Raw genomic sequence first — 16,710 nt, 5'->3', positions numbered from 1 at the left:
GGTGCCAAACTACTAAAAGGAAAATGCATTTTTTTTTAAAGTTTTTCCAGAAATGGCTTAATCGCTTCTTTTATTTTGGCTTTGGCGAGTAAAAGTTGCCGTTCTACGGTACATAACTTCACATTCAGTGTTTCTGCAATCTCCCGATGATTCATTTCCTCTTCTTTGGCCATTTTAAAGATGATACGGCATCGTTCCGGCAATGAGATGATGGCCTGTTTCACGGCATGATGTAGTTCCTTGTAAGAAAGTTCGTCCAAAGGAGTCTCATTGGATATGTTTATCTGCAATTCGGTGTCGGGGATATCGTCTCTCTTAGAGATATATCCGCTTTTCAGTACGTTGAGGCATCCGTTGCGTACTGCCTGATAGATGTACGGGTGAAAATTGGGAATGGAAGTCAGCATACTTCTCTCTTTCCATATAACAAAGAAAACATCTCCTATCACATCTTCCGACGCTGCTTCCGAACGGAGGAATAGCATGGCAAAGTTGAATAGGCGGTCATAATAATGCATATACAACGTACGAAAAGCCTGCGAATCGCCTTCCGATACTAATCTTAGTATCTGCTGTTCGTTTTCTATACGTTGATTTTTGCTCATAAGCCCCCTTTCTTGTTATAATAGCAAAAGATTATGGTTTGAACTGCAAAGAAACATACTTTATTTTACTTTTCCTAGCTCTTATTTCGACACTATTCTCTTTTTTCGTTTCATATAGCGCACTTTCTGTTGATTTTTGGAAGTATTATAGTGATTTCTGAACATCGGTTCTCCTTGCCTGTACGTACTTTTGTGACCGAAACCCACTAATTATCAATCATTATGCTAGTACCAAGAAGAATTGTATTTTTCCTTTTTTTATTTGTCGGATTATCGTTGTATGCACAACAAAACTGCTTTATCAGTTCGTATGTACGGGGTAATTTCTACAATCGCGGACGTATTTCTGCCGAGAGTTTAAGGGCGAGTGATGATCTGATTTTTCTGAACGTCCGTCCCAATAAAGACGGGTCGCTTTCGTTTGAAAATCCCCGTGTTTTTGAGAATGGGAAAGGAGTGACTAGCTGGGAGGAATTGATAAAGTCTGTCCGTGCAGACGTGAAAGGAACAAAGACGAAACTTCGTCTGGGCGCTGCCAGTGGAGAGTGGAAAGCGATGGTTGCAGATGAGGCGGCCCGTGCTGCATTTGCCAAAAATATAAAGAAGATACTGGAAAAGAATAAGCTCGATGGCATCGATCTGGATTTTGAATGGGCGGAGACTAAAAAAGAGTATGAAGATTACAGTCTGGCTATTCTGAAGATGAGGGAGGTATTGGGAGATAAATATGTGTTCAGCGTATCCCTGCATCCTGTGTGTTTTAAGATTAGTAAGGAGGCGATTGCTGCGGTCGACTTCATTTCTTATCAGTGTTACGGTCCTTCGCCGGTTCGCTTCCCGATGGAGAAATACTGTTCGGATATACAGATGGCATTGGCTTATGGCATTCCGAAGGAGAAGCTAGTGGCAGGTATTCCTTTTTATGGCGTGACAAAAGATGGTTCAAAGAAGACTGAGGCTTACTTCAGTTTTGTGCAGGACGGGCTGATAACGGGTCCGGCACAAAACGAAGTAACCTATAAGGGAGACGTGTATGTCTTTGACGGGCAAGATAATATCCGTGCCAAGACACGTTATGCGATGGACCAGCAACTGAAGGGAATGATGAGCTGGGACTTGGCTACGGATATGCCGCTGAATGACAGCAGATCGTTGTTTAAGACGATGGTGGAGGAGTTGGGGAGGTGAACTGCTTCAGATAATCCGAAGGAGAGACACCAAACTCATCCTTAAAGCATTGACGGAAATAGCCTGTGCTGTTCATTCCTATTTTGTAGGCTATTTCCGAGATATTATATTTCCCTTCGAGGAGTAACTGTTCCGCATTCTGCATTTTTACTTTCCGGATGTATTCGTTCGTAGAAAGTCCGGTCAGCGCTTTCATTTTCCGGTAGAGCGTAGAGCCGCTCATACACATCTTGTCGGACAGGTAAGTGATATCGATCTTTTCCGAAGAAAGGTTATCCTCAACCAGTTGCGTGATTTTCTCAATGAATTCGTTATCCAGTTTGCTGAGCGCCTCGGTGATTATGGAACGTTTCTCATCCAAATGAGAATTGGGGTTATGACTCGTTCCGGTCTGCTGGAATTGAGCAATCAGTTTCTTTCTCGAATCAAGCAGATTGTTGATGCGGCTTCGCAGCAGTGAAGCACTGAAAGGCTTGGTCAGATATGAATCCGCTCCCACTTCGTATCCTTCTTCTTTATCCTGCAATGAATCTTTGGCCGTTAATAGGATGACAGGGATGTGGCTGGTACGCACATCCTCTTTTAGTTGACGGCATAACGTGATGCCATCCATTACCGGCATCATGATATCGCTCACTATAATATCGGGAATACGGTTGAGAGCCTGCTGTTTCCCTTCCTCACCGTTGCTGCCTGTGATTACTTCGAAAGAGTCGGAGAAAGATTCGGCGATGTATTTCTGTATATCTTCATTGTCTTCTACAATCAGCAGGATAGGCTTGCTCGTTTCCGGTTCCGTATTTTGAGAATCTTCCGGAACAGCTTCTGATATCATTTCCTCCTCTGTTTGCTTCGTAGAGTCTCCATGCAAAGCGTTGGGGTAGATATTATCTGTTAATAAACTGATATAGAAAGTACTTCCTTCGTTCTGTATACTTTCCACCCGGATTTCGCCTTCGTGCAGTTCTACAAGGTTTCGGACTAAAGCCAGTCCGATACCTGTGCCGGATGCCTGATGCTTGCCGCTTTCCTGATAGTAACGGTCGAAAACATGAGGCAAGGCTTCCGCAGAGATTCCGTATCCCGTATCACTGACTTTAATCTCCGTATAAGTGACTCCGTTTCGTGTGGTGGGATACAAGCTCAAGGTTATTTTTCCCTGTTCCGTATATTTGATGGCATTAGAAATCAGATTATCGAGGATAATGGTGATGATTTCTTTGTCAAAGAACAGAGGCATCTCTTCTTTTTCTATTTGAATCTGAAAGTCGATCGCTTTCTTTTGGTTGAGTTCTTTGTATTTGAGTCCGATTTCATGAATCAGGGGCGCAATGTTGCCTTTGCAAACACATAGCTTTTTGTTCTGCGTTTCCGTTTTCCGGAACTCAAGAATCTGATTGATCAGGTTGAGCAGCCGGAGGGCACTCTGGTGGATGACAGAAAGTTTCTGCGCCTGTCTGGTCGGCAGTGACGTGTCTTTCTGCATATCTTCCAGCGGACCGAGAATCAGAGTGAGTGGTGTGCGCAGCTCATGAGTGATGTTGGTATAGAATCGTAAACGCTCCTGATTCAATTCTTGTTCTTGTTCGTGGTTTTTCTTTTCCAGGGTATAGAGACTTTCGAGGTCTATTTTCTTCTTATAGGCATGGATAATAGTATAAATAATGCTGATAGTGATCAGAATATAAATAAGTTTTGCCCACCATGTCAGCCAGAGAGGAGGGTTGATATGTATCCTGAGAGAGGTCATGTCCTCCGACCAGTCCTGATTGTGCAGGCGGGCTTTTACCAGAAACTCATACTTGCCGGGAGGAATATTACGGAAGGTGACGCTGTTTTGCTCGTTGATCGTATACCATGAGTTTTCAAGTCCTTTCAGCATATAGGCATATTCCACCTGGTTGGCCAGTGAATAGTCCTGTACGTTGAAAGTAAGATTAAAACTATTTTGTTCATGAGTCAATTCTATCTCTCCTTCGGAGATGGGAATAGCGGTTTCGTTCTTCTCCCGACTTGTGAGTCGTCCGGGAATTCTCACTTTAGTGATAACCACAGGAGGAATCTGCGGACTGTTTATGGCAATATCGGGATTGAAGAAACACAATCCGTTGATAGAGCCGAAATAGATGAGCCCGTTATGATCTTTGGTAACGCATCCGCTGATGAAACTTCCTTGTGGGATGTTGTTGGAGTGATCGTAGGTATAGAAACATTTTTTAGAGGTGATATAGCAACTGATACCGGTATTGGTACTTGCCCAGATGTTGCCGTTCTTATCTTCACTGATAGCTCTTATATGTGTATTGGGCAGTCCTTCTTTTCTTTGAAAGACCTGATAGTCAAAATTACGGGCCGAAGGAAAACATACCAGCCCCTCACCGGTGGCAAGCCACATCTGGCCTTTACTGCTCCGGTATATCTGATTAATCGTATTGGAACAAAAACCTTCGTATTGGTTGAACTTCCTGACCAGTTGCATATCCGGCGTATATATCCCGACTCCTCCTCCGAAAGTTCCTATCCAGAAACGTCCTTCACTGTCTTGGGCAATGCTGCGTACAAAATTTTCCAGCAACTGGCTGTTGGAGGTGTCATAATGATGAATCACCTTCTTGCTGGCAAGGTCTACAACGAACACCCCTGCGTGAGTTCCTATCCATATCTTTTTATTCTTGTCTTCATAGAAGACGCGTACGTCGAGAAGCTCATTCTTTTCCAGTTCGATGATCTGAAACTTCTTCAGTCTTGTATTGTAATAGCTGATGTTGCCCAGATAGGTGCCGAACCATAGGTTGCCTTCCGAGTCTTTCAACGAACAAAGCACCGAGTTGGACAGGAGTTCTCTGTTTTCTTTATTGTAAATGGCCACCCGTTTTCCGTTTTCGAATACGTTAATACCTCCTCCGTCAGTTCCTATCCACAACTTTCCTTGTCCGTCATCGCAGACGCTGCTAACGACTTTGTTGCTCAGCGAACTTTCATTCATTTGGGTAGGTGAATAGCTCCATGTATGGAATGCGGGAGGAGCATTGCTGATAAAATTGATTCCTCCTCCCCAGGTACCTATCCAGATATTATTAAAAGAATCCTGAAAAATATACCGTGCGCTGGCGTTGGACAAGCTGTAGTTGTTGTCCCCTTCGCGGATAAACTCAAAGCGTATTTGTTCGGGCAGCAGAAACTGATTTTGCTGTAAGTCCAGTATCATGATTCCGTTCAGTTCTGTTGCAATCCAGAGTTTGTTGTCTTTGAGCTGCTTGATGGAGAAGATATAGCTTGACAATGCTCCGTGAATATTCCCCGGATTGTTATGAAAGTTGGTAAATGTTTCTGTATTGGCATTGAACAGGGCCAGACCTTTGCTGGTTCCGATCCATATATTTCCGTTGGTATCTTTATAGATACAACGCACATCGTTCCCCGGAAGACTGTTCGGATTTTGAGGATCATGGACGAAGTGCTTCACGGATTTGTCATTCAGGGAGAGGATGCTCAACCCGCCTTCTACGTGTCCGATGTATAGTTTGCCATCCTCAGCCTCCGTGGCTGTCCAGGTCTGCTCAGAGGGAAGGGCGGGTACTGTGCTTTTGTTATAATGAGTGAATTTCCCGGTAGCGATGTCCAGATACTCTATACCTCTGTAATAAGTACATACCCATAACCCTTTGCCGGCTTGCACGGATGAGGTAATGTGAGTGACATCGTTCGTAATCAGACTTTGCGGGTCTTCCGGATTATATTGGTAGACGTTGAAACTCTGCGTCTCGTAATTATAAGCATTGAGTCCTGCCCGCTGGGTGGCTATCCAGATGACAGGCTGCACGGGATCGGCATACACTTCATTGAGTTCGTTGCCGGTAATGCTTTGGACAGAAGAAGATTGCTCCTCTTTATAGTAGGTGATAAAGCGGGTTCCGTCAAACTTATTCAGCCCTTCTTCGGTGGCGAACCACAGAAATCCCTGCTTGTCCTGCGTGATACTCAATACATAATTGTTGGATAAGCCTTGTTCTATTCCCAATCTTTGGATGAGGTAAGGGTGGGCTGCCACAAATGTGGCGGATAGCAGGAGGAAGAAAGCCGCAATGTATGTTTTCATCGTTTCAGATATTATGTATTCCTTGATATTCACTCTCAAAAGTACAAATAAATCTTGTATTTAGTATAGACAAATGATTCATTGCATGATTTTCTACCCTTTCTGCATGATTTTTACAGCGAATAAAATAAAACAGCTGTAATTTTGCAATCAATCAAATAACCGAATCTAATATTTGCAGAAAATGGAATCTGATTCTTTACACGAACATGATAAAAGCTGGAAGGCATTTTTTATTACCACTCTGTTCATCTTGTGTACAGTGAACGCTTATGCGCAGTCATCCGATACAATCTTTTCCCGATATTTCCGTTATGCACAGAACTTCGCAGATTCGTACCCTCGCGAGAAAGTGAGTCTTCATTTGGATAATGCAAGTTATTACCTTGGTGATACGATTTGGTTCAAAGCGTATGTAGTGACGGCTGAACAAAACTTACCGACGACGATCAGCAAACCTTTGTATGTAGAACTACTGGACCAGTTGGGAAATGTCGTAGAGCGGCAAATTATTCAGCTTACGGATGGGGAGGGAACGGGACAAATCATTTTGAACAATACCTTCTTTACCGGTTATTATGAAATGCGTGCCTATACAAAGTGGATGCTTGCTTTTGATAACCCTTCCTGTTTTTCCCGTGTATTACCCGTCTATCGGAAACGGCTGAGCGATAAAGAGACTCCTCGGAGTATAGCTACCTATCGTATGGACGCTTCGATGAAACAGCGGCCGAAGGATAAAGAGAAGAAGTTTACAGTCCGCTTTTTTCCGGAGGGCGGACAATTGGTGAAAGGCATATCTTCGATTGTAGCTTTTGAAGCCACCAGCCGCGACAAAGGAGCTGCTGATGTAGAGGGAACAGTGGTTTCGCCGAGTGGTGAAGAACTGGCGCATATCCGTTCATTGCATGACGGGATGGGTTACTTTGAGTATAAGCCCGAAGAAAAGGCGGGTGTGGCAAAAATTGATTATGAAGGCTCCACTTATCAGTTTGACCTTCCGGAAGCTCTTCCACAAGGATATGTACTCCGAATCGATAACCGGCGGGAAATGTTGGATATCACCGTGGCCCGCAGTTCACAGGCAATGAAAGACACACTGGCTGTTTTTGTATCTTCTCAGGGGCGACCTTACAAATGTATGACACTGGACTTTGAAGATGAATTGAGCTGTCAATTTCGGATTTCGACTAAAGAACTACCGCCCGGAGTGCAACAGATATCTCTGGTCAATCTGAAAGGGGAAACGTTATGCGAGCGTTTTTGTTATGTGATGCCGCGTTCCTCCATGCTCCTTGCCTGTAAAACGGATCACGCCCTGTATCGTCCTTTTGAGCCGGTGACTTGCCGGATTAAAGTGAGAGATCATCTGAATCGTCCGGTACAGGCCAATCTTTCTGTATCTATCCGCAACGGTGTGGAGTCTGATTTTCAGGAATACGATCATTCCATTTATACGGATTTGTTGCTTGTCTCCGATCTGAAAGGCTATATTCATCAACCCGGTTTTTATTTTGAGAACCAGTCTGCCGAACGTTTCAAAATGTTGGATGTCCTTCTGTTGGTACGTGGCTGGCGGAAGTATGACCTTTCCCGACTGATAGGTAAACGTCCTTTCTTGCCTCGGTATCTTCCGGAGACCTCGCTGACCCTGTATGGGCAGGTCGAATCTTATTTCGGTAAGGCGTTACGGAATGTCGGGGTGAGTATTCTTGCGCGCAGGGATTCGGTCTCTATTGCAGGTATGACAAAAACGGATTCATTGGGGTATTTTAGTGCGCCGGTAGATGGTTTTAGCGGTTCTATGGATGCTCTGATACAGACACGGAACGAGGGAAAGAAGTGGAACAAGCAGGCAGTCGTGAAGTTGTTCCGTAATTTTGAGCCTCTCTTACGGAAGCTTGATTATTATGAGCTGAATCCGGAATGGAAAGAGACGGGTGATTTGAAACAGTTGTTGGACACCTTGGATATTGCTTATAAAGATTCTGTATTCGGGCCGGATCATCATTTGCTGGATGAAGTGGTGGTGAACGCCAAACGTCTGAACTTGTTATTGAAGCAAACTGAACGCTTTGAAAAAGAGATTCTGGGTTATTATAATATAACGCAGGTGGTAGATAAAATGCGTGATAAAGGAGAAGCAGTGTACAATCTACCTATGCTGTTGAAAGAATTAAATCCTAATTTCAGATTGAGTGATTCGCTGAGCCTGCACTATAATAACTCAAGAGTTTTATTTATAGTCAACGGCGGGGTTTTATCTTATGGTAAAACGGATTATGTATTGGACAAAGATGTGGATGCTATTAAATCTATCATGCTTTATTATGATCAGGCAGGAGGGGAATCTGTTTTTGTGATGAACAAGCAGAGTAATAGAGTGACGAAATTTACAGCAAATAATTTTTGGAGTGGTCGCTGGCAGGATGGAGATTTGAGTGATTTGCCTTTGCAGGATGCTATAGGTGCGGATTCCGGACCAGATGCACTTTGGGGTGAGAAAGATAGAAAGACTATGAAGAAAAGTCCGTTGCAGAAATCGTCAGTAGTAGTTTGCTCCATCACTACGATTGATGACTGGGACCCGAACAAAACTTATAAAGCCCGGCGGGGGATTCGTCATACCTATATACAAGGATATAATGAGCCTTTGGAATTTTATTCACCAGCTTATCCTGATGGCGCTCCTCTTTATACGGAAGATTCTCGCCGCACACTATACTGGAATCCGAATGTGAAAACGAATGAAAAGGGTGAAGCAGTCATTCAATGCTATAACTCCGATAATTCGGCACCGTTAATAATAAATGTAGAGACATTGTATAAAGGTAGTCCGTCATCATTGAATATCTACTCTATGGGTTATTAAACTCTGATCTATATTATAGTTCATATTTATATAAAGTCCTGTTAAAGAGGAAGAAAGGAGTTGTGTTTCTTGCAGCCAACGTGTGTAAATCGTTTATGAATGATTCTCTACGTTTTTTGAATGATTTTTATAATGTAAAATCTACACTCATTCGTATCTTTGCTGTAGATAACAACGAATGAAACTAATATTATGAAAATGAAAACTAATATAATCTTTAAAAAACTAAAGTCATTCATCAATCGGTGTCTTTTTCCTGATTATATGTGCTGTTTTATCTTCTTGCGTTCATAACGCTGATATGCCAATAAAGAATTTTTAGTGAACCAATAATTTAATATGTAAAAAGAAAAACGTTATGAAAAGACTATTTCTTCCCTTATTAGGGTTTTTGTCATTGGTACTGATGTGCTGTAATGACAACAAGGAGTCTGGTAATGATTCCTACGACCCGAACAAGCCAGTCACCATTGACTATTTTACGCCGGACACCGGTCGGGTAGCAGAGAAAGTGATTATTATAGGTAATAACTTTGGAAATGACAAATCTGCGGTAACTGTATTATTCACTGATAATATGGAAAAGGAGAACAAGGCTGCCGTAGTGGGAGTAGATAATACTACGATTTATTGTATGGCGCCACGTCAGGCAGAAGGTTTCAATAAGATTACGGTTAAGGTGAATGATCAGACTGTGGTGGCTGATGAGACTTTTAAGTATTCTGTTTCTGAGAATGTATCTACTATTGCCGGTGATTTTGTACAAGCTGATGGTGCCGGTAAAGATGGAAGTCTGGCTGAGGCAACTTTTGGGCAGATGTTTGGTGTAGCTTGTATTGATGAGCAGTCGGGTATCATAGGCCAGGCATGGAATAATAACAGTGTACGTTATGTTTCCATAGATGAAGATGCTGTGATTACTATACAGAATGGACCTGTCGTTGGGAAAGTGGCGATATCTAATGATAAAACATTGGCTTATGGTGCTACCATTAATGGTGCTAATACTGTTTATGTCTATAAGAAATCGCAGGCATGGGTTCCTTCTCGGCTTTGTGATATCAGTTCAGGTACTGACCTTTGGGCTGTCGCTTTGGATGGTGACAATAAATGGTTGTATTATGTTACGAGAAATGGTCGTTTAGGACGTATTGAAGTAGATAATCCAACTAATAATGAGATTTTGTTTGAACATAATGATTTTAGTGGCGGTCCTTTCGCTTACATCGCTTATAGTGCTTTTGAAGATTGTTTCTATGTAACTACTGATAAAAATAAGATTCTGAAAGTTTGGGTAAAAGAAGATGGTACACATGCTTACGAGCAGATTAACCAGAATAATACAGGAACTACAGACGGTTTTTTGGCTGATGAAGCAAAATTCCAGTATTTACGTGGTCTTACAATAGATGAAGATGGTAATATTTTCGTTTGTCAGGGGGATAATAGTCACGTAATACGTAAAATCGCTTATGATGAGAATATGGAGAAAAGATATGTAACTACTGTATTGGGTACATCCACTGTATATGGAACCGATGATGGTTCACCTGATATTGCTTTATTTGATGGACCTCAAGATATTAGCTATGACGGGAATGGTGGTTACTGGATTGCTATGCGCTACCAGCCGGCATTAAGAAAGTATTCAATAGAATAAACACATTAATCAGAATTTAATCATGAAAAAAATAATAAGCATTTTATTTATAATATGCAGTCTCTTTTCTTCTATGGCATACGCTCAGGGAGGGTTGACATATTCCGGTACTGTCATCGGTGAAGACGGATTGGAACTCATAGGCGTGAGTGTTGCTGTGAAAGGGACATCTATTGGAGTAATCACCGACTTGGACGGAAAGTTCCGCTTAAACAATATTCCTCCTAAATCTATCGTTGTGTTCTCCTATGTAGGTTTTGAGAATAAAGAAGTGAAAGTAACCGAATCTAAAGAGCGTGAGACTATTGTTTTGAAACAAAGTATCAGTAGTTTGGATGAAGTAGTGGTAGTAGGTCGTGGTTCTCAGCGTAAAGTTTCTGTTGTGGGAGCTATTACTTCTGTTGATCCGGCACAATTACAGGTTCCTGCTACTTCCGTATCCAATATGCTTCAAGGTCGTGTGCCGGGCATCATTGGTGTGACTCGTAGTGGTGAGCCGGGCAATAACTTCTCTGAATTTTGGGTACGTGGTATCAGTACGTTTGGGGCAAATGCTTCGGCGCTGATCTTGATTGATGGTGTAGAAGGTGACTTGAATACACTCGACCCTGCAGATATTGAAAGTTTCTCTGTATTGAAAGATGCTTCGGCAACTGCCGTATATGGTGTGCGTGGTGCTAATGGCGTAGTAATCGTAACTACCAAGAGGGGTAAAGCCGGTAAGTTAACTGTTAACTTCAAGACAAATGCCACATATTCCTATTCTCCCCGTATGCCAGAGTATGTAGACGCAGTGGATTATGCCAACCTTGCCAATGAAGCACGTGTTGTCAGAGGTAAGAATCCGATTTATACTAATTCTGAAATCCAACTGTTCCGTTCCGGACTTGATCCGGACCTTTATCCGAATGTAAACTGGAGAGATGTGATTCTGAACGATTATGTGATTAATAACCAGCATCACTTAAGTCTTTCCGGTGGTGGAACAAATGCACGCTACTATGTAAGTATGGGTATCATGAACCAGGGAGCTGTTTTCAAACAAGATAAGTCAGCGAGCAAACATAACACTAATGTTGATTACCATCAATATAATTTCAGAGCGAATGTAGACGCTAATATGACTAAGACAACTTTGCTCTCTTTGAATATGGAAACGATTATCACCAAGCGTAATTCTCCGGGATATGGAGATAATAACAATGCGTTGTGGGCAGCGCAAGCCAATCTCCCGGCGACCATTGTGCCGGTGAAATACTCTAATGGTACTCTTCCTTCATTTGGTAAAAATTCAGATGAGGTTTCTCCCTATGTACAGCTGAACTATACAGGTTATAAGATAAGCGAAACACAGGCTACTCGTATGAATGCCAGTCTGAATCAGAAGTTGGATTTCATCACAAAAGGACTGTCTGCAAGAGGCGTATTCTCATTTAACTATACCGGCTACTTTGACCAGTATCGTACCAAGACTCCGGACTTATATTACGCCACAGGAAGAAAGCAGAATGGAGCATTAATCTCTAAGCGTACATGGAGTGCTACTGATATGACTTACAGCGATTATCGCCGCATTGCCCGTCAGTATTATTTTGAAGGAAATATCAATTACGAAAGAATCTTTGGCGAAGACCATCGTGTGACCGGATTACTTAATGCCTATCGTCAGGAAAATAAGGACTCTTATCTGAATAATGAAGACGATGACACTACATTGGATGAAAGAATTCGTTCTATTCCTAAACGTTATCAGGCTATTTCTGCTCGTGCTACCTATTCTTATAAGGATACTTATATGTTTGAATTCAATGTAGGATATACCGGTTCCGAGCAATTCAAGAAAGGCAATCGCTATGGATGGTTCCCGGCAGTGGCTTTGGGATGGGTGCCTACTCAATATGAATGGACGCGGGAAAAACTTCCGTTCCTCGATTTCTTCAAACTCAGAGCTTCTTTGGGTAAAGTAGGTAATGACCGTATCAAGAAAATTCGCTTCCCGTATCTTTCTACTGTGTCTACCGATTATAGCTCAGTAACATGGCCTGGTAGCACCGTTGGCGAAACTCGTGTAGGTGCCAATGACTTGAATTGGGAAGAGACTACCAAGATGGATATTGGTGTAGACCTGAAAATGTTTAATGACAAAGTGGAACTGACTGCCGACATCTTTAAAGATAAGAATAAAGGTATTTTTCAACAGCGTGCCAATATTCCGGAAGAGGCTGGTTTTGTGACGAATCCGTACACTAATATCGGTGGAATGGAATCGTGGGGATTTGATGGAAACATAACGTTCAACCATAATTTCACCAAAGATTTTGGAATGACAGTTCGTGGTAACTGGACATTTGCCCGCAATAACGTAACCTATTGGGAGCAATCGGGCGTAGTATATCCTTACCAGTCTTTTATTGACGTTCCTTATGGTGTGCAACGCGGTTTGATATCTTTAGGCTTGTTCAAAGATCAGGCAGATATTGAAAGTAGTCCTGTTCAAACCTATTCTTCTGATGTGCGTCCAGGTGACATTAAGTATAAAGATGTCAATGGTGACGGTGTTATCAATGATGATGATATTGTACCGTTATCCTATTCGAATACTCCGACTCTTCAATATGGTTTTGCTGCTGAATTCAGATATAAACAGTTTACTGCCAGCATTTTCTTTGAAGGTGTAGGTAAAGTACAATATTTCTATGGGGGTTCAGGATACTATCCGTTTGCTTGGGAAACGCGAGGCAATGTACTTAACATTGTGGCTGATCAAAAGAATCGCTGGATACCGAGAGAATATTCCGGTGACGCCAGTACGGAAAATCCGAACGCGCGTTTCCCGCGTCTGACTTATGGTGAGAATAAGAACAATAACCGTGCATCTACCTTTTGGTTGGCAGATGGCCGCTATTTCAGATTGAAAAATATCGAGCTGTCTTACAGATTCACCAGCGCATGGTTGCGAGATAAGATTAGTGTACAGAACGCTACCCTGAGTCTTGTAGGCGAAAACCTGCACGTATGGGATAAGGTGAAACTTTGGGACCCGGAGCAAGCATCTTCAAACGGTGCCGTGTATCCTTTGCAACGGAAATTTACCCTTCAGCTTAATGTGACGTTTTAATCCTGTTTCAATTGTAACATTATCATAAATCGTATAATTATGAATTTCAGAAAAATATATTGCATAGCCGCTATGGCACTGATGTGTTGCACAGGAAGTATGTTTACTTCCTGCGACGATTACCTGGATGTAGACTCATACTTCGATGAGATTTTTGAGTTAGACTCTGTATTTAAACGTAAGGAATATCTGGAAGAATATATCAATGGTGCCGGAAAGTTATTACCTAACGAAGGAGATTTGTGGACCAGTGCTTGGTCGCCTTATCAAGGAGCTTCGGATGAGAACTTTACGTCGTGGAATGACTCCCGTCACAAAGCTATCCAGCTGATGGTGGACGAAGTGACTCCACAGAGTGATTTCTATAATAACTATGGTACTTGGTATAAAGGTATCCGTAAAGCCAACCTCGTCTTGGAGAGAATCAATGAATGTGAGGATATTACTACGAGCGATTTGCGTGACTTTATGGGACGTTGTTACTTCCTGAGAGCTTATTTCTACTATAAACTGGTAGAAGCATACGGTCCTGTGCCCATTGTTCCCGAAACGACTTATGACGTGGATGCCAGTGCGGAAAGCATGTCACTGGAAAGAGATACATACGAAAACTGCATCAACTATATTTGCGAGAATTTCGAGAAAGCATACACATATCTTCCTTCCAGCCGTACGTCTACCCTGGTCAACCTGCCTACTTCGGGAGCAGCATTGGCATTGATGGGAAGAGTCAGACTGATCGAAGCAAGTCCTTGGTACAACGGAAATGAGTTTTATGCTGATTGGAAGCGTTCGGACGGTACCAACTTTATGCCTCAAGTCAAAGACGAATCCAAATGGGGAACAGCCGCTCTTCTTGCCAAACGTTTGATAAAGGGTTCGGAAGCTGGTAGCTTTAAATATAAGCTGCACACTGTTGAGAGAAAACTAGACACGAAGCCGCTGCCGGAAAATGTGCCTGACGAAAACTACCCTAATGGAGCGGGAGGTATAGATGCGCTTCGTTCTTATGCTTTTATGTTCAATGGTGAAACTCCGGCATACAATAATGACGAGTTTATTTATATGTGCGGCTACTCTAGTACAGCTGGCGACTCTCCGGCATGGATCGCTACTCCTACGAGCCTGGGTGGTGGTAATGGGTTGAATATTACTTATGCGACTGTGAAAGCTTTCCGTATGGAAGACGGTAGCGACATCAATAACTCACCACTTTATCCCACAAATTACTGGGAAGCCATTGGTGGTAGTTCACAGTCTTTCTCTGACTATACACTTCCGTCCGATGCTGCTAAGATGTTTGATAAGATGGAAATGCGTTTCTATGCCAGCGTAGGTTTTAATCATTGCTACTGGAGCGGACTTTCTTACATCGGAACCGAAGGTAATCAGACTAAGCAGACAGTTACTTACTATGCTAATGGTACTGCTGCACCGTCATCCGATCATCCGGAAGACTATAACCATACCGGTTTTACCTGCAAGAAGTACATTCATTATGTAGAGGATCAGCTGAAAGGTATGATGAAGTCGAAAACTTTCCCGATCATGCGTTATGCAGAGGTGCTGCTCAACTACGTGGAAGCATTGAATGAGTTGGGAAGTAATACATATACTGACGAAGAGAATGGGATTACAGTGAGCCGTGATGTAGACGAGATGGTGAAATACTTTAATATGGTTCGCTATAGAGCCGGTTTGCCGGGGATTACAGCAGATGATGCAAGGGATGTGACTACGATGCGGGATTTGATTAAGCGTGAAAGACGTGTGGAGTTTTTCTGTGAAGGCAGACGTTATCACGATTTGCGTAGATGGGGAGATGCAATCGATGCATACAATGAGCCTGTAACAGGTATGAACATTGCTGCACGTAGCACAGACCGTAAAGCATTCCATACGGAAACAGTGATCAATAATACTCGTTCGCATCGTGTATTCTCTTATAAAGATTACTTCCTGCCTATCCCTCGTACAACGATGGATAAGAACCCGAAACTGGTTCAGAATCCGGGATGGTAATTTTGCACACGAAGTACAGAATTAATAATTAAGTAAAAAACGTTTGTTATGAATATCAATAAAATACTATATCCGATACTTTTGTTATTGGTCGTTTTAAGTAGCTGTGATTATGAAAGCCCGCTTGATAAGGAGCAATATAAGAAGACGCTCTATCTGATCGGCGCTTCCAGCAATCTTGTGACTAAAGAACTTGCTTATAGCAGTGAAGTGCAGGAAGGATTCATTACAGTGGGTGTAAGTGGCTCTCTTTTGATTGACGGGAATGTGGATGTGACTCTGGAAAGCCATAACAGTGTAATTGACTGGTATAATAAAAAGTTCAAGTTCCTTGCGACTGATATCAAATATCAGGGACTTGCTACCAGTGCTTTTGAGGTACCTTCTTATACTACTACATTGAAAGCCGGCGAAACTTATGCGAGAGTTCCCTTTAAAGTTAAAACAGAAGGTCTGGAGTGCGATTCGCTCTATGCGATAACTTTCAAGATTGCTTCTTCTTCTGCCGGTTATGAGATCAACCAGAAGGACTCGGCACTTATTGTATCCTTCAATCTGGTAAATAAATACTCAGGTAATTACATCTTCAAAGCTCTTCGGCACGAACTGGATAGTAATGATGAAATAGTTGCATCCACTTCTATTACTATAGTCAGAACATTGAAAGCTACAGAAGAAAATGCAGTACGTTTCTATAACGAGCAACAGGCGGAAACAACTGCCAATATCAAGAAACATGCTGTTGTACTGAAAGTTGATGCTGGTAACAATGTCACTATCTCGGCATGGGAGGATTTTGACTTGATTGACGGTACATGTACTTATAATCAGAACTCGAAAGTCTTTAATGTAGATTATAAGTATACTGCGGATGGCAAGACTTATCAGATGGTGGGTACGTTTACCTATCAGGATGAAGATGCAGGTAGCAACTAAATGGGCTTGTAAATCTAGTAACTAAATTAGGTTATCAGCAAGGTAGAAAAAGGAGCTGCTTTAAGTCGATGAAATAATAAATGGCAGGTTTAAGGAATACTTAAATCTGCCATTTAATTTATTCAGCCTTATAACTTGTGACATTGCAAGATTTGTGGTAGTTTTTGGTCGTTTTGTGTTCTCCAAGGTTAGCTGTAATCACGTATTTTT

General features: G+C 42.2%; 8 protein-coding genes. 6 read left to right on the top strand and 2 right to left on the bottom strand.

Annotated elements, in window-relative coordinates; translation table 11 throughout:
• Positions 1–35 precede the first annotated feature (35 nt).
• The gene (locus tag ACHLI0_RS12955; protein ID WP_055218971.1) at positions 36–605 is read right to left on the bottom strand and encodes an RNA polymerase sigma-70 factor; all 570 of its coding nucleotides are present in this window, start codon (positions 603–605) and stop codon (positions 36–38) included.
• A 222-nt stretch (positions 606–827) separates the two neighbouring features.
• Between ACHLI0_RS12955 and ACHLI0_RS12950 the strand changes: the two genes are divergently transcribed.
• Positions 828–1,793, top strand: a complete 966-nt coding sequence (locus tag ACHLI0_RS12950; protein WP_178309816.1) for a glycosyl hydrolase family 18 protein — start codon at positions 828–830, stop codon at positions 1,791–1,793.
• Here the strand turns inward: ACHLI0_RS12950 and ACHLI0_RS12945 are convergent.
• Positions 1,762–5,892 (bottom strand): two-component regulator propeller domain-containing protein, encoded by a 4,131-nt coding sequence (locus ACHLI0_RS12945; protein WP_178309817.1) that lies wholly within the window; start codon positions 5,890–5,892, stop codon positions 1,762–1,764. The two genes, ACHLI0_RS12950 and ACHLI0_RS12945, sit on opposite strands and share 32 nt — an antisense overlap.
• Positions 5,893–6,076: 184 nt before the next feature.
• Between ACHLI0_RS12945 and ACHLI0_RS12940 the strand changes: the two genes are divergently transcribed.
• From ACHLI0_RS12940 to ACHLI0_RS12920, 5 genes are all read left to right on the top strand, one after another.
• On the top strand, positions 6,077–8,764 hold the full coding sequence (locus tag ACHLI0_RS12940; RefSeq protein ID WP_490749327.1) for a hypothetical protein: 2,688 nt from the start codon (positions 6,077–6,079) through the stop codon (positions 8,762–8,764).
• Between the two features lie 358 nt (positions 8,765–9,122).
• Positions 9,123–10,424, top strand: coding sequence for an IPT/TIG domain-containing protein (locus ACHLI0_RS12935; RefSeq protein ID WP_490749326.1), 1,302 nt, complete (start codon positions 9,123–9,125; stop codon positions 10,422–10,424).
• 22 nt (positions 10,425–10,446) lie between these two features.
• A complete protein-coding gene (locus ACHLI0_RS12930) occupies positions 10,447–13,542 on the top strand; it encodes a SusC/RagA family TonB-linked outer membrane protein (RefSeq protein ID WP_490749325.1) in 3,096 nt (1,031 codons plus the stop codon).
• Positions 13,543–13,581: 39 nt separating this feature from the next.
• Positions 13,582–15,564, top strand: a complete 1,983-nt coding sequence (locus ACHLI0_RS12925; RefSeq protein ID WP_490749324.1) for a RagB/SusD family nutrient uptake outer membrane protein — start codon at positions 13,582–13,584, stop codon at positions 15,562–15,564.
• A gap of 48 nt (positions 15,565–15,612) precedes the next feature.
• Positions 15,613–16,500: a BT_3044 domain-containing protein gene (locus tag ACHLI0_RS12920; RefSeq protein ID WP_008767316.1), complete on the top strand. Its 888-nt coding sequence runs from the start codon at positions 15,613–15,615 to the stop codon at positions 16,498–16,500.
• Positions 16,501–16,710 lie beyond the last annotated feature (210 nt).

This window comes from Bacteroides sp. RCH18 (assembly GCF_058231005.1).
The sequence above is the reverse complement of the archived record's forward strand: the minus strand, read 5'-3'. Positions and strand labels throughout refer to the sequence as shown.

Coding starts and splice junctions, on each gene's coding strand:
- ACHLI0_RS12925 (WP_490749324.1), top strand. CDS start 13,582: ATGAATTTCAGAAAAATATATTGCATAGCCGCTATGGCACTGATGTGT.
- ACHLI0_RS12940 (WP_490749327.1), top strand. CDS start 6,077: ATGGAATCTGATTCTTTACACGAACATGATAAAAGCTGGAAGGCATTT.
- ACHLI0_RS12920 (WP_008767316.1), top strand. CDS start 15,613: ATGAATATCAATAAAATACTATATCCGATACTTTTGTTATTGGTCGTT.
- ACHLI0_RS12955 (WP_055218971.1), bottom strand. CDS start 605: ATGAGCAAAAATCAACGTATAGAAAACGAACAGCAGATACTAAGATTA.
- ACHLI0_RS12950 (WP_178309816.1), top strand. CDS start 828: ATGCTAGTACCAAGAAGAATTGTATTTTTCCTTTTTTTATTTGTCGGA.
- ACHLI0_RS12935 (WP_490749326.1), top strand. CDS start 9,123: ATGAAAAGACTATTTCTTCCCTTATTAGGGTTTTTGTCATTGGTACTG.
- ACHLI0_RS12930 (WP_490749325.1), top strand. CDS start 10,447: ATGAAAAAAATAATAAGCATTTTATTTATAATATGCAGTCTCTTTTCT.
- ACHLI0_RS12945 (WP_178309817.1), bottom strand. CDS start 5,892: ATGAAAACATACATTGCGGCTTTCTTCCTCCTGCTATCCGCCACATTT.